This is a genomic window from Achromobacter sp. CF-sbj1-Ac2-l, from assembly GCF_052698165.1.
Window position 1 is genome coordinate 584,790 of the sequence record NZ_CP199855.1, and the last position, 19,420, is coordinate 604,209.

Consider the following 19,420-nt stretch of genomic DNA (forward strand, 5'->3'; position numbering starts at 1 on the left):
AGGAGAGAAGCATGACCGCAACCATCACGACGCGCGAGGTGACCATCGCCTCGCACGACGGCCAATCATTCAGCGCCTATCTGGCCGTGCCCGCATCGGGCCACGGGCCGGGGCTGGTGCTGTGCCAGGAGATCTTCGGCATCAATGACTTCATGCGCCGCACCGCGCAGTCGCTGGCCGAGGAGGGCTACGTGGTGCTGGCGCCGGACCTGTTCTGGCGCCAGCAGCCCGGCATCCAGTTGACCGACGGCCCGGCCGACATGCCGCGCGCGTTCGAGCTGTACAAGGGCTTCGACGTCGATCTGGGCATCAAGGACATCGCCGCGACCCTGGCCGCGTTGCGCGCGCTGCCCGAGCAGCAGGGCGGCGCCGGCGTGCTGGGCTATTGCCTGGGCGGCAAGCTGGCCTATCTGGCCGCCTGCCGCACGGATGCCGACGTGGCCATCGGCTACTACGGCGTGGGCATCGAGGACAGCCTGGACGAAGCCGCCAAGCTGCGCGGCCGGCTGGTGCTGCACATCGCCGAGCAGGATGGCTTCTGTCCGCCGCCGGCGCGCCAGCGCATCCTGGAGGCGCTGGGCGGCAAGGCCAACGTCGAGCTGTATGTGTACCCCGGGATGGACCACGCCTTTGCCCGCACCGGCGGCGCGCACTATGACAAGCCGTCGGCGCTGATGGCGCACCAGCGCAGCATGGCCGCGCTGCAACGCGTGATCGGCCCGCAGTTCGACTATTCGGCCCTGTGGGACAAGCACTGCGAATACGAATTCGGCACGCGCGACGTGGCCGCGACCATGGCCACGATGGTGGCCGAGCCCTACGTCAACCACATCCCCACCATGACCGGTGGCGTGGGCTACCGCGAGCTGTCGCGCTTCTACCAGCACCACTTCGTCAACAGCAATCCGCCCGACACCAGACTGGTGCCGCTGTCGCGCACCGTGGGCGCGACCCAGATCGTCGACGAGCTGCTGTTCTGCTTCACCCACACCACCGAGATCGACTGGCTGCTGCCCGGCGTCGCGCCCACCGGCAAATACGTCGAGATTCCGCTGGTGGCCATCGTCAAGTTCCGCGGCGACAAGCTCTGCCACGAACACATCTATTGGGACCAGGCCAGCGTGCTGGTGCAGATCGGCGCGCTCGACCCCAAGGGCCTGCCGGTGGCCGGCCGCGAGACCGCGCAGAAGCTGCTGGACGAGACCCTGCCTTCCAACACCTTGATGGCGCGCTGGAAAGACAGCGAGAACAAGTAGGAGACCGCCATGCCGTATAGCGATCAACAATTGGGCGAGATGGTGCGCGGCGACAGCGTGCACCGCGCCCTGTACACCGACCCGGCGATCTTCGAGCTGGAGATGCAGCGCATCTACGGCCGCGCCTGGGTCTACGTCGGCCACGAAAGCCAGGTGCCCAAGACGGGCGACTATCACACCACGCGGCTGGGCGACCAGGACGTGCTGATGGTGCGCGCCAGCGATGGCCGCGTGCACGTCCTGTACAACCGCTGCCCGCACAAGGGCGCCAAGGTCGTGGCGGACGGCGACGGCTGTGTCGGCAAGTTCTTCCGCTGCCCCTACCACGCCTGGACCTTCAAGCTGGACGGCAGCCACCTGGGCGTGCCGCTCAAGCAGGGATTGGAGGGCACCTCGTACGATCCGACCGACCCCAGCTTCTCGATGCGGCGCCTGCCGCGCGTGGAAAGCTATCGCGGCTTCGTCTTCGCCAGCCAGGCCCGCGACGGCCAGGGCCTGGAGGAATTCCTGGGCGGCGTGCGCTCGTCCATCGACAACCTGTGCGACCGTTCGCCGGTGGGCGAGGTCGAGGTGGCCGGCGGCATCTTCCGCGTGATGCAGCGCTCCAACTGGAAGGTGTTCTACGAGAACCTGCACGACACCATGCATGCCCGTGTGACGCACGAATCGTCCTTTGCCGCCGCGCGCGACGAGGCCAAGGAAATCGGCGAGATGCCGTTCGAGCTGCACATCATGGACGGCAACGGCGAGCCCTACGAGTTCTGGGAAAAGCTGGAGCTGCGCGCCTACGACAACGGCCACGGCTACATGGAAGGCATCTTCAACCCGGGCGCGGCCGAACGCGATCCGGTGTCGCGCGCCCACTTCGAGGCGCTGACCGCGGCCTACGGCGCCGACCGCGCCCGCGAGATCCTCGGCATGAACCGCCACAACACCGTCATCTACGGCAGCGGCTCGCCGCACACGGTGTTCCAGCAGTTCCGCGTGATCCGGCCGATCGCCGTCGATCGCACCCTGATCGAGATCCAGACCTTCCGTTGCAAGGGCGCGCCGGACGGCGTGTTCAAGCGCGCCATGCTGTACGCCAACGTCATCAACTCGCCGTCGTCCAACGTCATGCCGGACGACATCGAGCTCTACAACCGCTGCCAGGAAGGCAACGCCACCCGTGGCGGCGAATGGGTCAGCATGCACCGCTACCACGGCACCGACCGCAGCGACGCGGACGGCATGGTGTCGATCAACGGCACCAGCGAGCTGCCGATGCGCAACCAGTTCCGCGCCTGGAAGCGCTATATGGAGGCCGGTCCCGTGGCGTCCGCCCACGGCCAAGGAGAAGGCGCATGCTGCTAGACCTGGAATTCGACGTATCCACCGCCAACCTGGCGCCGGCCGACGTGCCGGCCGAGGCCTACCACCGCATCGCCCAGTTCCTGTATCGCGAGGCGCGGCTGCTGGACGAGCGCCGCTACGACGACTGGCAGTCGCTGTGGACCGACGACGGCATGTACTGGATGCCGCGCGAGCCGGGCCAGTCCAGCCCCTACGACCATATCTCGCTGTTCTGGGAAGACCGCATGCTGCGCGACGTGCGCATCCGCCGGCTGGAACATCCGCGCAACTGGTCGCAGCAGCCGCCCACGCGCAGCGCGCGGCTGGTGGGCGGGGTGCAGGTCGAGGGCATGGACGCCGGCGGCAACTTGGTGGTGCACTCGGCGTTCCAGATGACCGAGTGGCGCAAGCGCCAGCCGCGCCAACTGGCGGGCCGCTACACCCACAAGCTGGCGGCCGATGGCGACAACTGGCGCATTCGCATGAAACGGGTGGACCTGGTGAACTGCGACGACGCGCACGATGTGTTCGAGGTGTTCGTGTGAGTGCCGCCGACGCCGCGGTGCTGGCGCTGCACTACCAGAACGACGTGCTGCACCCCGAAGGCAAGATCCGCGTCGGGCTGGACGCCGATGGCGTGGTGCGCCAGCGTGTGCTGCGCGGCGCCGCCGACCTGCTCGACGGCGCCCGTAGCCATGGCCTGCCGATCGTGCACGTGCGCATCGCCTTCAGGCCCGACTATGCCGACCTGCTGCCCAACTGCGACATCTTCCGCAACGTCGCCAGCATCGGCGCCGTGGCCGAGGGCCAATGGGGCAGCGCCTTCTACGAAGGCCTGCAGCCGGTGGCGGGCAGTCCGCGCGAGTTCGTGGTCAAGCACACGCGCATCAGCGCCTTCTACGGCACGCCGCTGGAAGAGACCCTGCGGCTGCTGGGCGCGCGCCGGCTGGTGGTGGCGGGGGTGGCGACGCATTCGGTGGTCGAGGGCACGGTGCGGCACGCCGCCGATATCGGGTTCAATGTCATGGTGGCCGAAGACGCCTGCGCCTCGGCCGATCCGGCGGTGCACGACGCCTCGCTGGCCAGCATGCGGCTGATCGCGCAGACCGGCTCGGTGGCGCAGGCCATGCACTGGGCCGCCGCGCCTCATTGATCAAGGACTGTTCATGGATTTCTCAGGCTTTCCCGGCTTGGCCGGCAAGACCGCCATCGTCACCGGCAGCACCCAGGGGCTGGGCGCCGACATCGCGTGCGGGCTGGCGGCGGCCCGCGCCAACGTGGTGCTGGTGGGACGCAACGCCCAGGCCGGCCAGGCGCTGGCGGGCGAGATCGGCGAGCGGGCGCTGTTCCACGAAACCGACATCGGCCAGGACGACCAGATCCGCCACTGCCTGAACGCCGCGCTGGCGCGCTTCGGGCGGGTCGACATCCTGGTGAACAACGCCTGCCAGTACAACGATCGCGGGCTGGCCTCCAGCCGCGAGGAATGGCACGCCACGCTCGACACCAATCTGGTGTCCGCCGCCATCTTCACGCAGATGGCGGCGCCGCTGCTGCCGCGCGGCGGCGTGGTGGTCAACCTGGGCAGCACCGGCGGCAAGTTCGGCGCGGCCGGGCGCGCGCTGTATCCGGCCTCCAAGGCGGCCTTGCTGCAGATCACCAAGAACTTCGCCGTGGAGCTGGCGCCGGCCGGCATCCGCGTGCTGGCGGTGTCGCCGGCATGGACCTGGTCGCCGTCGGTCGAACAACTGGCGGGCGGCTCGCGCGAAGCCGCCGACGCGGTGGGCGCGCACTTTCATCCGCTGGGCCGGGTCGGCTCGGGCGAGGAGATCGCGGCGGCGGTGTGTTTCGCGTGCTCCGATGCGGCCTCGTGGATGACGGGCGTGGATATCCCGGTGGACGGCGGCTTCTCGATCCTCGGGCCGGACCGCGGCATTTCGCCGCGCGCCTGGTTCAAGCAACTGGCGCCCTGAGCCGGCTGCGGTCCCGGCCGCCGGGCGAGCGTCAGCGGATGACGATCTCGCCTTCTTCCAGGCCGGCCTTGCCGCCCACCTGGTCTTCCAGGAACTCCTGCATGCGGTTGCCCACCTGGATCTTGGTGCCGCCGCAGAAGCGCCGCGCCGCGATGATGGTGGCGGTATGAAGGGGCTGCAGGTCGCGGATGAGCTGGGCTTCTTCTTCGTCCAGCTCGATCAGGTCGCGGCCCAGCTTGGTGTGGGTGTTGCGGGCGCGCTCGACCACGTCGCCGCCGGCCCGGCCGGGGTTGGCGTGCAGGAACAGCAGCAACTGCTCCAGCTTGGCCTTTTCCTCGTTCATCTTCAGGCGCTTGCGCGTGAGCGCCGAACGCTTGATGTCGGCATGGGGATCCAGCCCGGCCTGTACCAGCGTCGGCACGCCGGCCGGCGAGCCGATGGTGCCGGCCCGCACCGAATGCAGGGCGCGGGTCTGGCCGCCCGTGATGGCGGTCTGTTGGGTGTTGGGCGCGCCCACGTTGACGCTGCCGCCCGCCGCGATGCTGCTTTGGCGGATCTCGCGTTCCACTTCCACGTTCTGCCCCGCGCTGATGATGGCGTTGGCGATGAAGCGGGCCCGCACATCGCCGCCACAGACGATGTGGGCGGTGCGCGCGGCGGCACTGTTGGCTGACTCGCTGGCGCCGTCCTGCATGGCTTCGGCCATGCCGATGATGCCGCCCTTGACCGTGACGTTGCCCCCCGCTTCGACCAGGGCGGCTTCCATGGTGCCGTTGACGACCACGTCGCCGGTCACGCGCACTTCCATCGTGGCGCTGATATCGCCGCGCACTTGCAACGACCCCTGGAAGTTGATGTTGCCGGTGGACAGGTCGACCGCGTCGACCTCGACCACCGGATTGACCTGCGCGCCCTGATGGATGAGCTTGGGAGAGCCGGCGATGGCGGCGCGCAGCAGGTTGGGGTCTTCCGGATCGATCTCGACGCCGGACATTTCGGCGTTGAACGGGGTGTCCGGCAGTTCATCCGGCAGCACCGGCTGGCCCAGCACGTTGCAACCGTCGATGCCCGGCAGTGGCGGGATGCGCCGCATCAGCGGCATGCCGGGGGTCACCAGCAGCAGGCTGCCCAGGTCGCGGTAGTCGATCTGCGCCAGTTCGTCGATTTCCTGGGCGCGCGGCTTCAGGCGGTCCAGCAGGCTTTCGAAACGGGTGGGGGTGCCGCGCGTGGGCGGCGTGCCTTGCGCGATCAGCACGGTCTGCGCGCCGCCGCGCTCGACGGCCTCGGCCAGTTCCTTTTCCAGTACGCCGTGGACGATGCCCTGGTCGGCGATGGCCTGGCGCAGCACGGGCAGGGTCACCGGCTTGCCGCCCTTGGGCGGGTGCAGGGTGACCAGGGCCGACATGCAGGCGGCGTCCACTTCCAGATCGAACGAGCCGTCGATCAGCTTGCCCACCGGCACCTGCACGGTTCCGGTGGCATGGCGGCACAGGTCGATGAAGGCGATGACGGCGTGATTGTCCAGCGCCTCGGTCGACCAGCCCTGCGCGGTGGCCATGGCGGCGAGGGTGTCCCAGCTTGGCAGGTCGGCGGGCGGGACGTCCGGGGCGGCGTCAGGGGTGTCGGTCTCCGGGGCGTCGGCCTCCCGGCCCGGGGCCTCGTCGGCCGGCGCGTCGGCTGTGGCGGCATTGTTCTGCGGCGCAGGTGGCGGCGAGTAAATCGCCGTCAGGACGTTGGTAGTGGCATCCAGCACTAGCTGGAGCGTATTGTCTGCGCCCATCTCCGCCTCCTGCCCGGCAGTTGGCGCCGGGTTCTCCATTCATTTAGTAATTAAACGAAATATTGCGACATATGTTAACCCAGGAACGCTGGGCTACTGCGTAGTAGTACGAGGGGGGATGAAGATAAAAGATGTAGATCAGACCCTTATTCCTATGACGCTTTTGCCCCCGGCTTTCAGGGGCGCAGGCCGTGCGGGGATGCCCGCGCCGGGCGGCGCGGCGGGTACTAGGGCATAGGCAGGAGCGACAAAGCCGGCGCGCCGGCTCAGCATAGGCGTTCGATTTCCCGTCCCTGGACGCCGCCGGAGCGCCTTCCCCATGTTCCGACTCTCATGCATTCCGTCCGCACGGCCACGCGCCGGGCGGACCTTCCTGGCCGGTCTGGCGGTGGCGGCCCTGCTGGCCGCCGGCGCGCTGCTGCCCACGGACGCCGCGCGCGCCACCGAGATCTACCGTTACAAAGATCCGTTCGGTGTCTGGCGCGCCATGAAGGTGCCCAACGGTTACGCCAGGTATTACAAACGCGCGCAGGTTCGTACCGCGCTGCGCGGCAACCGCATCAAGGCCTGCCTGGACTGCGAGCCGCGCTCGGGGGACGGCGCCAGCCTGCTGACCCTGGGCGACCGCGCCGCGCGCTGGGGGGCGGCGCCGCCCTCCACGGCGCATGACGAGCTGATCGCGCAGGCGGCCAGGGATTCGGGCGTGGACCGGGCCTTGCTGACCGCGGTCATCGCGGTGGAATCCGGGTTCCGCAGCGATGCGCGCTCGCCCAAGGGGGCGTTGGGCCTGATGCAACTGATGCCGGCGACGGCGGCGACCCTGCTGGTCTCGGATGACATCGAGCGGGCGCTGGTGGACCCGGCCACCAACGTGAAGGCCGGATCGAGCCTGCTGCGCCGCCTGATCGATCAGTATCCCAACCGCCTGGACCTGGCGCTGGCCGCCTACAACGCGGGCGAGGGCGCGGTGCGCAAGTACGACGCGGTGCCTCCCTATGCCGAGACCCAGCAGTACGTGCGCAACGTCACGGCGCTGTACCAGCAATACAAGACACCCTAGGGGCGGATGCGACAACGCCCCGGCGGCCGCTGTCGGGCCGCCAGGGCGTTGTGGGGCAAGCGTGAGGCCAGCGCGTGCCGACAGCCCCGCGCCGGCGCTCAGATCGCCGCGAAGACCTTCTCGGCGATATCCAGCGTGGACTGGATCACCGCGTCGTCGTGGGTGGCCGAGACGAAGCCGGCCTCGAACGCCGACGGCGCGAAATGCACGCCGTGGTCCAGCATCGCGTGGAAGAAGCGGTTGAAGCGCGCCGTGTCGCAGGCCGAGACCTCGGCGAACGTGGCTGGCACCTTGTCGCTGAAGTAGATGCCGAACATGCCGCCGACCGAGTCGGCCGAGAACGCCAGGCCGGCGGCGCGGGCGCGTTCCTGCAGGCCCTGGGCCAGCTTGGCGGTCTGCGCCGCCAGCTTGTCGTAGAAACCGGGGGCGGCGATCAGGCGCAGCGTGGCCAGGCCGGCGGCCACGGCCACCGGGTTGCCCGACAGCGTGCCCGCCTGGTAGACGCCGCCCAGCGGCGCGATGTGCTTCATGATCTCGGCGCTGCCGCCGAAGGCACCCACCGGCATGCCGCCGCCGATCACCTTGGCCAGCGTGGTCAGGTCGGGCTTGACGCCCGACAGGCCCTGCACGCCCTGCGGGCCGACGCGGAAACCGGTCATGACTTCGTCGAAGATCAGCAGCGCGCCGTGCTGCGTGCAGACCTCGCGCAGCCCTTCCAGGAAGCCGGCGGCCGGCTTGATCAGGTTCATGTTGCCGGCGATCGGCTCGACGATGATGCAGGCGATGTCGGCGCCGTGCTGGGCGAAGGCCTCGCGCACCGCTTCGAGGTTGTTGTATTCCAGGGTCAGCGTGTGCGAGACGAATTCGGGCGGCACGCCGGCCGAGCTGGGGTTGCCGAAGGTCAGGAGGCCCGAGCCGGCCTTGACCAGCAGGCTGTCGGAATGGCCGTGGTAGCAGCCCTCGAACTTGACGATCTTGTTGCGGCCGGTGGCGCCGCGCGCCAGGCGGATGGCCGTCATGGTGGCTTCGGTGCCGGAGCTGACCAGGCGCACCTGTTCCAGCGACGGCAGGCGCGCGATCAGCACTTCGGCCAGTTCGATCTCGGCCTCGGTGGGGGCGCCGAACGACAGGCCGTTGACGGCCGCGTCCTGCACCGCGCGCACCACCTCGGGATGCGAGTGGCCCAGGATGGCCGGGCCCCACGAACCGACGTAGTCGATGTACTGCTTGTCTTCCGCATCCCACACGTACGGCCCCTGCGCGCGCTTGATGAAGCGCGGCGTGCCGCCCACGGAGCGGAAGGCGCGCACGGGCGAATTGACGCCGCCGGGGATGCTGCGGCTGGCGCGTTCGAAAAGCTGGGCGTTACGGGACATGGCGGTCAGGGCTTCAGGTTGCGGTTGATGGAGTAGGGCGCGGCGCAGGCCGCGGCGGCGGCGCGGATGGCGGGCGCCTCGAACAGGCCGGTGATGACGGCGACCGAATCGGCGCCGGCGGCGGCCACCGACGCCACGTTCCCGGGCGTGATGCCGCCGATGGCGACCACGGCGGGGCGCGGCGCGTCGCGTTGCTCGACCAGGGCGCGAGCCTCGGTGAGCACCGACAGCGGCGCGCGCACGGTGTCCGGCTTGACGCGCGAGGGGAACATGGCGCCGAAGGCGATGTAGTCGGCGCCGGCGTCCAGCAGCTCGCGGGCGCGGCCCAGGTCGTCGTAGCTGGAGCCGCCCAGGATCAGGTCGGGGCCGGCTTCGGCGCGGATGCGGGCCAGGCTGTCGTCGTCGCGGCCGACGTGGGCGCCGTCGGCGCCGACTTCCAGCGCCAGGCGCCAGTCGTCATTGATTAGGAACACCACGCCCAGCTCGCGGCACAGGGGCGCCAGGGCGCGCGCCTGCTCGGCGCGCACCGCGTCGGGCACGTCCTTGCGGCGCAACTGCAGCGCGCGCATGCCGCCCTCGGCGGCCTGGCGCACCGCGCGCAGCAGCCGCTCGGTGTCGTCCCATTCGGGGGTGACGCCGTACAGGCCGGCGGGAAAACGCAGGGCTTTCATTGCGGTTGGATCCGGTTGGGAATGCGCCGGCCCATGCCCGGCAGGAAGCTGGCGGCGACCGCCGCGTCGGCGTGGGCCAGGCCCTGGCGCACGGCCTCGGGCATTTCCAGGCCGCGCGCCAGCAGGGCGGTGATGGCGGTGGCGGCCAGCCCGCCGGCGTCGCCGTTGCGGTCCGGGGGCGCCTGCCACGGCAGGGTGGTGGTCTGGCCGTTGGGGCCGAGCAGCACGTTGGCGTGGTGACCGGGCCGTTGCGGGCTGCCCAGCACCAGCACCCATTCTGCGCCGGCGGCCACCAGGGCGTGCATCGGCGACGGTGCGTCCCCGATATCGATATCGCCATCGGCATGCCACTGCGCGAGCCGCAGGTGCTCGACGATCAGCAGGTCGGTCTGCGGCAGCACCAGCTCGAGGATGGCGGCCAGCAGGTCGTCGGCGTCGTCCTCGTCGGCGGCGTCGGCCGGCACCTGGGCGCGCTGGCCCAGGTGCAGCACCAGCGGCACCTGGCTGTAATCGGCGGCTACCTGGGCGGCTACGCTTGCCGTTTCGGCGGTGTATAGTCCGCCCACCTTGATCGCCTGCACCGACATGTCTTCGAGCAGGCAGCGTGCCTGATCGTCGAGCAGGTCGGGTGAAACGGGATGGATTTCTTCGATGCCGGCGGTATCCTGCACGGTCAGCGCCGTGACGGCCGCCAGGCCGTGACAGCCCAGGCGGGCGCAGGTCACGGCGTCCGCGGGCAAACCGTCGGCGCCCGAGGGATCGAGCGGACCGAAGACCAAAACGAGAGGGGGAGTAACGGGGGCCACGTGGACAGCGCTAGAGTTAGGGTGCCCGGACTCATTTGCGGAGAATCAGGGGAACCCCTATTGGGTTTCGGTAAGATTGTCCCCATTCTAATGGATGCCTCCCGCCTTTGCCCCGTAGGGGGGACGACGGCAGGGAATTGATGTAAGAGAGAACTATGCGTACTTGGATGTGTCTGATTTGTGGCTGGGTCTACGACGAAGAGGCCGGCCTGCCCGACGAGGGCATCGCGCCCGGCACCCGCTGGGAAGACGTGCCGCCGAATTGGGTCTGTCCTGAATGCGGCGCCCGCAAAGAGGACTTCGAACTGATGGAAATCTGACGCGCAGCACTGACGTATTCCGCCAAGGCTTGCAACGAGGGGGAGGGCCATGCCCGCCCCGCGCTCCCGACGGGCCACGCCAGGGTGGCGGGCCCCCGGCTCTATCAGACTACCCACAAAGGGGTTGCCATGACGGAAAAACACCACGAAGAGTCCACCACACAGGCCGCCAACTTCGCCAACCAGTTCCTGATCGCCATGCCGGGCATGGTCGAAGGCAGCCTGGCTGGCTCGGTCATCTACATCTGCGAACACTCGGAACGTGGCGCCCTGGGCCTGGTCATCAACCGCCCCACCGACCTGACGCTCGGCACGCTGTTCGAACGCATCGACCTGGCGCTCGAGATCGCTCCGGTCAAGGACACGCTGGTGTTCTTCGGCGGTCCGGTGCAGACCGATCGCGGTTTCGTGCTGCACGCGCCCGCGGGCGACTACAGCTCCAGCATCAAGCTGGGCGCCATGGCCCTGACCACCTCGCGCGACGTGCTGCAGGCGGTGGCGGACGGCAAGGGGCCCGCCCGCATGCTGGTCACGCTGGGCTACGCCGGCTGGGGCGCCGGCCAGCTCGAAAGCGAGATGGGCCAGAACGCCTGGCTGTCGGTCGGCGCCGACGACCACATCATCTTTGACGTGCCCCCCGAGGATCGCTATCCGGCCGCGCTCAAGCTGCTGGGCATCGATCCCGTGATGCTGGCCGGCGACGCGGGCCATGCCTGAAGAAACCCTGCTGGCGTTCGATTTCGGCGAGAAGAAAATCGGCGTGGCCATCGGCAATACGCTGACGCGCCACGCGCGGCCGCTCGAAATCATTTTCAGCGAGGTGCGCGACGTGCGCTTCGCGCGCATCGAGGCGCTGCTGCGCGAATGGCAGCCGCATCGCGTCGTGGTCGGCCTGGCGCTCGACAGCGACGGCGGCGAACAGCCCGCCACCGCCCGCTGCCGCCGCTTCGCCAACCAGTTGCACGGCCGCTTCGGCGTTGCGGTGGAGCTGGTCGACGAGCGCGGCTCCAGCATGGAGGCGCAACGCCTGCTGGGCACGCACGCGGCCGACGACGCCATGGCCGCGGCCGTCATCCTGCAACGCTACCTGGACAAGCCGCCGGCGCTCTGACGCCGCCGGCCCCGCCCATGCTCAATCCACAACTCGACCGCCGTGGCGAACTGCTGCATTTACTGACGACGGAAGGGTTGCCGCGACGCCATGTCGAGCGGCTGCTGGAGACGGCGGCCGCTTTCGCCGCCGACGGCACGCCCGCCGTCGCCCACGCCGACCTGCCCCTGTTCCTGAGCCTGCCCGCCGGCGATGCCGCCCTGCGCCAGGATTTCGAGGCCGCCGCCGCGCGCCTGGGCCTGCGACCCATGTCGCTGCAGGCCAATGGCCCGGGCGCCGATGCCGGGGTGGACCGCGGCCACGGCGTCGGCGCCGGCGATCCTGCCGCCGCCGCGCTGTCTCCCGCCGCGGTCGCCGCCGGCCTGCCGGCCGGCATCCTGGTGCTGCGGCATCCGGCCAGCGGCGCCGCCGTCAGCGCCGCCGGCGCCTGCGCGCCGGGCCTGCGCATTCTCAACGCGGGCGACGGCGCGCACGCCGATCCGCTGCCGGCATTGGCCCGCGTGCAGGCGATGCTGCAGGCCAGGCACGATCTGACCAACCTGGCCGTGGCGCTGGTGGGCGACATCCGCCACAGCGCCGTGGCCCGCGGCCTGATCCATGCCATGACCACGCTGGGCGTGCCCGAAGTGCGCGCCGCCGCGCCACGCACCCTGTTGCCCGACGGCCTGCCGCAACTGGGCGTGCGGGCTTGCGCCACGCTGCACGAATGCCTGGCCGACGCCGATGTGGTGATGGTGTTGCCCCTGCGCGCCGAGCGCATGAGCGGCGCGCTGCTGCCGTCGGCGCGCGAATACGCCGCCAGTCATGGCCTGACGCGGGACCGCCTGGCGCTGGCCCGGCCCGATGCCCTGCTGCTGCCCGCCGCCGCGCTGACGCCGGGCATCGAGGTCGATGGCGATGTCGCCGCCGGCCTGGGCGACATTGACGCCGGTTTGGCCCGCTCTGAATGTCATTTGCGCCTGGCCGCCTTGAGCGTGCTGGCTGGAGTCGCCGCATGAGGCTGCACATCGCCAATGGCCGCCTGATCGACCCGGCCCACGACCGCGACGGCATCCAGGACCTGTTCATCGCCGATGGCCGAGTGGCGGCGGTCGGTCAGGCCCCCGACGGTTTCCATGCCGACCGCCGCATCGACGCCGCTGGCCTGGCCGTGCTGCCGGGCCTGGTGGACCTGTCGGCGCGCGTGCTGCGCCAGGACGCCGGCGCGGCGGCGCAGGCCCGCTTTTCCTCCGCCGAGCTGCGCGCCGCGCTGGCGGGCGGCGTGACCACGCTGGCCCTGCCGCCGGATGTCGCCACGCCGCTGGACGAACCGGCCAAGGTCGAGGCGCTGCTGCGCGAGGCGCCCGCCGGGCATGGCCGGGTGCTGCCGCTTGGCGCGCTCACGGTCGGCCTGCGCGGCGAGACCCTGGCCGAAATGGGCCTGCTGGCGCAGGCCGGCTGTGTGGCCTTCTCGCCGGGCGAGTCCGGCATCGTCGACACCCGGGTGCTGTGGGGCGCCATGCGCTATGCGGCCGGGCAGGGCCTGGCGCTGTGGCTGCGGCCGCAGGACCCCTGGCTGGCGCAGGGGGCGGTGGTCGCCGCCGGCGCCTACGCCGACCGCCTGGGCCTGGAAGGCCAGCCGCCTCAAGCCGAGGCGCTGGCCCTGCAGACGATTTTCGAGTTGCAACGCGCCACCGGCGCCCGCGTGCACCTGTCGCGCCTTTCCACCGCCCGCGGCCTGGACCTGCTGCGCGCCGCCCGCCGCGAAGGACTGCCGGTCAGCGCCGACGTCTCGGCCAACAGCCTGCACCTGACCGATGTGGACATCGGCTATTTCAATACGGCTTTCCACCTGCGCCCGCCGCTGCGCGGCCAGCGAGACCGCGACGCGATCCAGGCGGCGCTGCGCGAGGGGCTGGTGGACGCGCTGTGTTCGGATCATGCGGTGGTGGACGATGACGGCAAGTCCGTTCCGTTCCCGCACTCGCAGCCCGGCGCGACCGGCCTGGAATTGCTGCTGTCGCTGACGCTGAAATGGGCCCGCGACGCCCGCCTGCCGCTGCCGCAGGCGCTGGCCCGGGTGACGTCGGGACCCGCGGCGGTGCTGCGCGGGTTGTCTCCGGCGCTGTCCGGCCTGGGTGAACTGGGCGTGGGCGCGCCCGCTGATCTGTGCCTTGCGGACCTGGAGGCCGAATGGCTGGTGGCGCCGGGCGCCCTGCAAAGCCACAGCCGTCATACGCCGTTCGCGGGTATGATGCTGCCCGGTCGTGTCCGCGCCACCCTGGTGGGTGGCCGTCCGGCCTGGGAGACGCCTGTTTGAAGCTGCTGCGCTTTGTTCTTCGCCTGATGCTGGTGGTGCCGTTGATCGTTCTGGGCCTGCTGTGCGTGGGGCTGGTGTATCCGCTGCTGCGCCCAAAGCCGCGGGCCTGGCTCAACCGCACCTGGTCGCGCTGCCTGATGGCGGCCTGCGGCCTGCGAGTCGTCTTCAAGGGCCAGCCGCGCATGACGGGCCCGGTGCTGCTGGTGGCGAACCATGTGTCGTGGATCGACATCTTCGTGCTGAATTCGGCGCGCGCGACCTCGTTCGTGGCCAAGAGCGAGATCCGCGCCTGGCCTGTGATCGGCTGGCTGGTGGCGGGGGCGGGCACGCTGTTCATCGAACGCGGCCAACGCCACGCGGTGCACGCGATGGGCGAGTCGATGCAGGCGCGCTTCAAGCAGGGCGACGCGGTCGGCCTGTTCCCGGAAGGCACGACGAGCGAGGGTTTCACGCTGCGTCCGTTCCATGCGAGCCTGTTCGAGCCGGCCCGCACGGCCGCGGTCGAAATCCAGCCGGTGGCCCTGCGCTTCCTGCAACACGGCGAACGCAGCGGCTTCGCGGCCTTCGTGGGCGAGGAAACGCTGGTGGCGAATCTCTGGCGGGTGCTGGGAACGACGGGGCTGGCGGTCGAAGTGGTGTTCTTGCCGGTGCTGGCAACGCAACATGCGGACGGGACGGCGCCGACGCGGTTGGAACTGTCGCATCAGGCCCGGGACGCGATCCAGGCGGTGCTTTGAGGGGGCTGCCTCAGCGGCAGAAACGCGCGACGGGCAGATGCTGAGCAGCCGCGGTCACCGCCGTCGGTCGCAATAGGACGATCGTCACTCGGACAACGGATCCTGGAACTGCGAGCACTTCACCTGCACCAGCTTCCGATCCTGCAGCCGCAACGCCGTCAACGCCCCGCCCCACACGCATCCCGTATCCAGGCAAATCACGTCCGGCCGCTGCATCAGTCCCAGCGTCGACCAGTGGCCGAATACCGTCGTCACGTCGCGCGTGGCGCGGTTCGGCACGTCGAACCAGGGCACCAGGCCAGCCGGCCAGGCGCCCGGCGTCACTTTGGTCGCGAACTCCATGTGGCCGTTCGGCGTGCACAGGCGGATACGCGTCAGCGCATTGATGATCACCCGCATCCGCTTGCCGCCCTTGTGGTCTTCCTTCCACGTCGACGGTTCGTTGCCGTACATCTTCTGCAGCGCCTTCTGCCAGTTCGGGCCGCGCAGCGCGTCCTGCACCTCGGCCGCCAGCGACAGCGTCTTGGCCACGTCCCATTTGGCCAGCGTGCCCGCATGCACCATCAGGTGATTTTGCTCGAAATGCGCCAGCGGGCGCGAGCGCAGCCAGTCGATCAGGTCGGCCGAATCCGGCGCGCGCAGGATATCGTCCAGCGTGTCGGACTTGGACGGCTTGCGCACGCCCGCGGCGGCGGCCAGCAGGTGCAGGTCGTGGTTGCCCAGCACCACCGTGGCGCGATCGCCCAGGTCGATGATGCGACGCAGCGTCGCCAGCGACTGCGGGCCGCGGTTGACGAGATCCCCGGCGAACCAGAAGCGCGATTGCGGGTCGCCGACCAGATCGGGATGGGACAGCAAGCGATCCAGCGGCGAGCAGCAACCTTGCACGTCGCCGATCATCCAGATACTGCCGTTCATGCGGGACTCTTGCTCCAGGGCCAACGTTGTTGGACGATTCGGGTGATGGTGTGGCGGTATTCCATGTAGCTCATGGCGCCCAGCGCCAGGGCCATGGCGCCGATGTTCGGCCCCAGGGCGGTGAGCCAGGGCGGCCATTTGCCCAGCATGCCGACGTTCAGCGCCAACTGGTTGAGCATGAAGAAGCCCACGCCCAGCAGGATGCCGATGAACACCTTGGCGCCCACGCCGCCGCGGCGCGTCTGCATCAGGCCGATGGGGGCGGCGATGGTGATCATCACCAGCAGCGTGAACGGATATGCCAGTTTGCGCCACAAGGCGACCACCTGTCGACCATATTGCAGTTGGTTGTTGCGCAAATAATCCACATAGTCGAGCAGCGTCGCGATCGACATCCGCTCAGGGGTCAGGATCCGGGCCAGCAGGCGTTCGGCGCTCAGGGTGGTGTCGACGGTGCGCTCGGGCACCTTCACCACCACCGCGGGAGGATTCTTCGGCGGCCGGGCATCGGCCAGCGTCTCGGCCGCGTTGTCGTCCAGGCGGGTCTCGGCGACGTCTTTCAGCACCAGGTCGCCATGGGCAAAGAGGCCGCTCGGGGCGGTGGACAGCACCGACAGCGTCAGGTTCTTCTTGAATTCATACAGGGTGATGCCGGTGACCTGGCCGTCGCCCTTGAGCTCAGCGATGTTGATGATGCGGGTGCCGCCGTTGGCCATGGGCTCCTTGAACCAGTAGCCGCTGTTCAGGCGGTCGCCGCCGGCCTTGCCGCGGAACACCAGGTTGGCCTCGCCCGACTTCATCTCGGCCCAGGGGGTGACGTACTCGGACAGCAGGGCGGCGCCGATCATCAACGGAATGGTGACGATCCAGAGCATGCGCAGCAGACGCATGCCGCTGACGCCGGAGACCCGCAGGATCACCAGCTCATTGCGCTGGGCCAGCCCCGCCAGCGCCAGGATGGCGCCGATCAGCAGGCCGATGGGCAAAAGGTCGTACAGCCGGGTGGGGATGGCCAGCGCCTGCATGTACAGCAGGGCCATCATGGAGAACTTTTCGCCCACGTTGTCCAGGTCGTCCACCAGCGCGAAGAACGTGAAAAGGCCCAGCAGGGCCATGAGGACCACTGCACAAGAGCGATAGATCTCGCGGGCCAGGTAGCGACGTGCGGTACGCATGAAAAAGGGCGAAGTAGCGCTAAACGTGAAAGCTTAACAAATCCGGCCGCCCCGGGTGGGCCCGGGCTGTCGAAGCCGCCGGTTTCCGTGTCAGGGAATGTCAACCATCTGCATGCGCCGGGTCAGCGTGTAGACGCGGGAGTTCAGGTAGTTCGAGTTGCGGTGGCTGTCGTAGAAGCGCGGATTCGGCAGCATGGCCGCCAGCCGGGCCGACTGGGCGGCCCCCAGGCTGGCCGCCGGCACGTTGAAATAATGCTTGGCCGCCGCCTGGGCGCCGAACACGCCGACGCCCCATTCCGCCACATTCAGGTACAGCTCCAGAATGCGCTCCTTGCTCATGACGTGTTCGATCATGTAGGTCAGCACCAGTTCCTGGCCCTTGCGCAGGTAGCTGCGGGAACTGGACAGGAACAGGTTCTTGGCCAATTGTTGCGTGATGGTGGAGCCGCCGCGCATCTTGCTGCGTCCGGCCGCTTCCTGCTTCTGGTTGTATTCCCAGGCCTTGCGGATGGCGTCCCACTCGACGCCGTCATGCTCGGTGAAGTTGGAATCCTCGGACGCCACCACCGCCAGCTTCAGGCTGCGGTTGATCTTGTCATAGGGCACCCACTCGTATTTCAAGCGGAAATCGGGGTTTCCATCCTGCAGCCGGGACAGTTCCTCGCGCATCACGGCGCTGCTGCCCGGGTTCTGGTAGTTGTACCAGACCACCAGTCCGAACAGCCAGAACTGGTACAGCAGCACCGCGCACACCAGCGCCATCAGCGCGCCGGTGATGATCCGGAACCAGGAGCGGCGCTTGCCGCTCTTGCCGCGGGCGGCCATCGGCTCAGTTTCCGGCCATGAGCGCCTCGCGCAGCGCGGCCAGCACCGGGGCGGGGTCGGGCCGCACGCCGTGCCAGATGAAGAAGCTCTCGGCCGCCTGGCCCACCAGCATGCCCAGGCCGTCGGCCGTGAGGGCGGCGCCGTCCTCACGGGCCTGGCGCATGAACGCCGTCGGCTGGGCGCCGTACATCATGTCGTAGGCGGCCGCGCCCTCGGCGTACAGGCCGGCGGGCAGGTCGGGAGCGGCGTCCTGCAGCCCGCTGGCGGTGGCATTGACCACCAGGTTCCAGCCGCCGGGCTGGGCGGCGTCGGCCAGCCCGCCGGCGGTGACCCGGGTCTGCGGCTCGGCGCCGGTCTCGCGCCAGCCCTCGGCCAGCTCCAGCGCGCGGGCGGCGGTGCGGTTGACGATATGGATGCGGGCGCAACCGGCCTGTGCCAAGGGTTGCAGCACGCCGCGGGCGGCGCCGCCGGCGCCCACCAGCAGCACCGAGGCGCCGGTCAGGCGCACGCCCAGGCGCAGCAGATCGGAAACCAGGCCCACGCCGTCGGTGTTGCAGCCATGCCAGGCGCCGTCGCGCCAGGACAGGGTGTTGACCGCGCCGGCCAGCCGGGCGCGGCTGGACAGGCGGCCCGCGGCCAGCGTATAGGCATCCTGCTTGAACGGCACCGTCACATTCAGGCCCAGGCCGCCCTCGGCGGCGAAGGCGGCCACGGCCGCCGTGAAACCGTCCACCGGCGCCAGCAGGCGCTCGTAGCTGAGCGGCTTGCCGGTCTGGCGGGAAAACAGGGCGTGGATCTGCGGCGAGCGGCTGTGCGCGATAGGGTTGCCGATCACGGCATAGCGGGCAAGAGGGGACGCCTCGGTCATGGGGCTTGGGTTTCCAGGGTGTCGTTGACGAAATGCCAGGTGCGGGTGATGACCAGCACGTCGGTGTCGCGCGCGATCTCGGGCGGGAACGGCGGGAATGGCGCCGCCAGTTGCACGATGCGGCGGGCGGCCTGATTCAGCACCGCGTGCGGCGACGGCTGGTCGATCTCGACGTCGGCGATGCTGCCGTCGGCGCGCACCGACACGGTGATGCGCAGCGAGCCGTAGATACGGCCACGCGCCTCTTCCGGGTAATGCTGGGTGCCGACCGTTTCGATGCGGGCGCGCCAGGCGTCCAGGTAAGCGGCGTAGCGCGAGGCCTCGGCCGAGGGCGCCACGAACTGCTTGCGCGGCTCGGCGCTGTACTGCTGCACCTTTGCCGCCAGCGCGGCGACCTGGGCGTTCTGGATGACGCTGGCCTGGTCCTCGGCGTCCTTGCCGCGTTCGTTGCCGTCGGGCCAGGGATTGACGGCCTGGCGCTCGGCGCCGGCCTTGTCGGCCGCGCGCAGTTGGGTCATCAGGCGGGCCTGTTCGGCCTCGAGCTGCACCTGGCGGCGCCGCATGGCCTCGAGCACGATGGTTTCGGCCGAGGCGCCGGTCTGGGGCAGCGGGGTGGTGGACAGGCCGCGCTCGGCGTTGCCGCCGCCACTCATCTGGTTCTGCGCCTGGGCGCGGGGGGTATCGGGCGGCGTCTCGCTGCGCGCGTTCAGCAGCACCACCTCCAGGCTGGTCGCCGGGGGCCGCGACAAGGCGGGCGCGCCGAAGCGCCACGCCAGGGCGCCGGCGTGCACCAACAGCGAAATCGCGAGGCCGATGCGCAGGTAATGCTGGGCGGGCGCGCCCAGCCACCGCAGCGGACGGCTCAGCGGGGGAGGGGAGTCAGCGACGTGTTGCACGCACGCATTGTAGAGCC

At 69.6% G+C, this 19,420-nt stretch carries 21 protein-coding genes; 12 read left to right on the top strand and 9 right to left on the bottom strand.

The annotated features are described in order from the left end of the window. The first annotated feature begins 11 nt into the window (after positions 1-11). From ACUDCK_RS02695 to ACUDCK_RS02715, 5 genes are read left to right on the top strand one after another with little or no spacing between them, the layout of a single operon-like run. Entirely contained in the window at positions 12-1,256 is a 1,245-nt protein-coding gene (locus ACUDCK_RS02695) for a dienelactone hydrolase family protein (protein WP_063583143.1), read from the top strand. Positions 1,257-1,265: 9 nt separating this feature from the next. Next, complete coding sequence (locus ACUDCK_RS02700) at positions 1,266-2,609, top strand: aromatic ring-hydroxylating dioxygenase subunit alpha (protein ID WP_054419367.1); 1,344 nt, start codon at positions 1,266-1,268, stop codon at positions 2,607-2,609. After that, on the top strand, positions 2,600-3,133 hold the full coding sequence (locus ACUDCK_RS02705; RefSeq protein WP_116792748.1) for an aromatic-ring-hydroxylating dioxygenase subunit beta: 534 nt from the start codon (positions 2,600-2,602) through the stop codon (positions 3,131-3,133). Before ACUDCK_RS02700 ends, ACUDCK_RS02705 begins: the two co-directional genes overlap by 10 nt. Beyond that, positions 3,130-3,741, top strand: a complete 612-nt coding sequence (locus ACUDCK_RS02710; protein WP_054503396.1) for a cysteine hydrolase family protein — start codon at positions 3,130-3,132, stop codon at positions 3,739-3,741. Before ACUDCK_RS02705 ends, ACUDCK_RS02710 begins: the two co-directional genes overlap by 4 nt. A gap of 13 nt (positions 3,742-3,754) precedes the next feature. After that, positions 3,755-4,561, top strand: a complete 807-nt coding sequence (locus tag ACUDCK_RS02715; protein ID WP_175168025.1) for an SDR family oxidoreductase — start codon at positions 3,755-3,757, stop codon at positions 4,559-4,561. 31 nt (positions 4,562-4,592) lie between these two features. Here the strand turns inward: ACUDCK_RS02715 and ACUDCK_RS02720 are convergent, their stop codons facing one another. Then, positions 4,593-6,341, bottom strand: coding sequence for a DUF342 domain-containing protein (locus tag ACUDCK_RS02720; protein WP_175143951.1), 1,749 nt, complete (start codon positions 6,339-6,341; stop codon positions 4,593-4,595). Between the two features lie 319 nt (positions 6,342-6,660). Here ACUDCK_RS02720 and ACUDCK_RS02725 point away from each other — a divergent pair, with 319 nt between their 5' ends. Then, the gene (locus tag ACUDCK_RS02725) at positions 6,661-7,401 is read left to right on the top strand and encodes a lytic transglycosylase domain-containing protein (RefSeq protein WP_175168026.1); all 741 of its coding nucleotides are present in this window, start codon (positions 6,661-6,663) and stop codon (positions 7,399-7,401) included. 98 nt (positions 7,402-7,499) lie between these two features. Here the strand turns inward: ACUDCK_RS02725 and hemL are convergent, their stop codons facing one another. The 3 genes from hemL to ACUDCK_RS02740 are packed head-to-tail and all read right to left on the bottom strand — an operon-like array spanning position 7,500 to position 10,254. Next, the gene (gene hemL, locus ACUDCK_RS02730; protein ID WP_054503400.1) at positions 7,500-8,777 is read right to left on the bottom strand and encodes a glutamate-1-semialdehyde 2,1-aminomutase; all 1,278 of its coding nucleotides are present in this window, start codon (positions 8,775-8,777) and stop codon (positions 7,500-7,502) included. A gap of 5 nt (positions 8,778-8,782) precedes the next feature. Continuing rightward, positions 8,783-9,448 carry a thiamine phosphate synthase gene (gene thiE, locus ACUDCK_RS02735; protein WP_054419377.1) on the bottom strand — a complete coding sequence of 222 codons (666 nt, stop codon included), beginning with the start codon at positions 9,446-9,448 and terminating at the stop codon, positions 8,783-8,785. Further along, the gene (locus tag ACUDCK_RS02740; protein WP_100509616.1) at positions 9,445-10,254 is read right to left on the bottom strand and encodes a bifunctional hydroxymethylpyrimidine kinase/phosphomethylpyrimidine kinase; all 810 of its coding nucleotides are present in this window, start codon (positions 10,252-10,254) and stop codon (positions 9,445-9,447) included. Before ACUDCK_RS02740 ends, thiE begins: the two co-directional genes overlap by 4 nt. Before the next feature lie 155 nt (positions 10,255-10,409). Here ACUDCK_RS02740 and ACUDCK_RS02745 point away from each other — a divergent pair, with 155 nt between their 5' ends. From ACUDCK_RS02745 to ACUDCK_RS02770, 6 genes are all read left to right on the top strand, one after another. After that, positions 10,410-10,574 (top strand): rubredoxin, encoded by a 165-nt coding sequence (locus ACUDCK_RS02745; protein ID WP_003814980.1) that lies wholly within the window; start codon positions 10,410-10,412, stop codon positions 10,572-10,574. A 129-nt stretch (positions 10,575-10,703) separates the two neighbouring features. Then, positions 10,704-11,291, top strand: a complete 588-nt coding sequence (locus ACUDCK_RS02750) for a YqgE/AlgH family protein (protein ID WP_054503401.1) — start codon at positions 10,704-10,706, stop codon at positions 11,289-11,291. After that, complete coding sequence (ruvX, locus tag ACUDCK_RS02755) at positions 11,284-11,685, top strand: Holliday junction resolvase RuvX (protein ID WP_054503402.1); 402 nt, start codon at positions 11,284-11,286, stop codon at positions 11,683-11,685. The genes ACUDCK_RS02750 and ruvX overlap by 8 nt, the downstream gene beginning before the upstream one ends. A gap of 17 nt (positions 11,686-11,702) precedes the next feature. Beyond that, the gene (locus ACUDCK_RS02760) at positions 11,703-12,683 is read left to right on the top strand and encodes an aspartate carbamoyltransferase (RefSeq protein WP_175168027.1); all 981 of its coding nucleotides are present in this window, start codon (positions 11,703-11,705) and stop codon (positions 12,681-12,683) included. After that, positions 12,680-13,984 carry a dihydroorotase gene (locus tag ACUDCK_RS02765; protein WP_064527932.1) on the top strand — a complete coding sequence of 435 codons (1,305 nt, stop codon included), beginning with the start codon at positions 12,680-12,682 and terminating at the stop codon, positions 13,982-13,984. Before ACUDCK_RS02760 ends, ACUDCK_RS02765 begins: the two co-directional genes overlap by 4 nt. Further along, on the top strand, positions 13,981-14,721 hold the full coding sequence (locus tag ACUDCK_RS02770) for a lysophospholipid acyltransferase family protein (RefSeq protein WP_175168028.1): 741 nt from the start codon (positions 13,981-13,983) through the stop codon (positions 14,719-14,721). Before ACUDCK_RS02765 ends, ACUDCK_RS02770 begins: the two co-directional genes overlap by 4 nt. An 84-nt stretch (positions 14,722-14,805) precedes the next feature. Here ACUDCK_RS02770 and ACUDCK_RS02775 read toward each other — a convergent pair whose 3' ends face one another. The 5 genes from ACUDCK_RS02775 to ACUDCK_RS02795 all read right to left on the bottom strand — a co-directional run bounded on the left by ACUDCK_RS02775 (position 14,806) and on the right by ACUDCK_RS02795 (position 19,403). After that, entirely contained in the window at positions 14,806-15,639 is an 834-nt protein-coding gene (locus ACUDCK_RS02775) for a symmetrical bis(5'-nucleosyl)-tetraphosphatase (protein WP_054503406.1), read from the bottom strand. Then, positions 15,636-16,814: an LPS export ABC transporter permease LptG gene (gene lptG, locus ACUDCK_RS02780; RefSeq protein ID WP_054503407.1), complete on the bottom strand. Its 1,179-nt coding sequence runs from the start codon at positions 16,812-16,814 to the stop codon at positions 15,636-15,638. The genes ACUDCK_RS02775 and lptG overlap by 4 nt, the downstream gene beginning before the upstream one ends. A gap of 90 nt (positions 16,815-16,904) precedes the next feature. Next, on the bottom strand, positions 16,905-17,639 hold the full coding sequence (gene mtgA, locus ACUDCK_RS02785) for a monofunctional biosynthetic peptidoglycan transglycosylase (RefSeq protein ID WP_054478367.1): 735 nt from the start codon (positions 17,637-17,639) through the stop codon (positions 16,905-16,907). Between the two features lie 4 nt (positions 17,640-17,643). Beyond that, positions 17,644-18,507 carry a shikimate dehydrogenase gene (aroE, locus tag ACUDCK_RS02790; RefSeq protein ID WP_054503408.1) on the bottom strand — a complete coding sequence of 288 codons (864 nt, stop codon included), beginning with the start codon at positions 18,505-18,507 and terminating at the stop codon, positions 17,644-17,646. Then, positions 18,504-19,403, bottom strand: a complete 900-nt coding sequence (locus ACUDCK_RS02795) for a TonB family protein (protein WP_081273639.1) — start codon at positions 19,401-19,403, stop codon at positions 18,504-18,506. Before ACUDCK_RS02795 ends, aroE begins: the two co-directional genes overlap by 4 nt. Positions 19,404-19,420 lie beyond the last annotated feature (17 nt).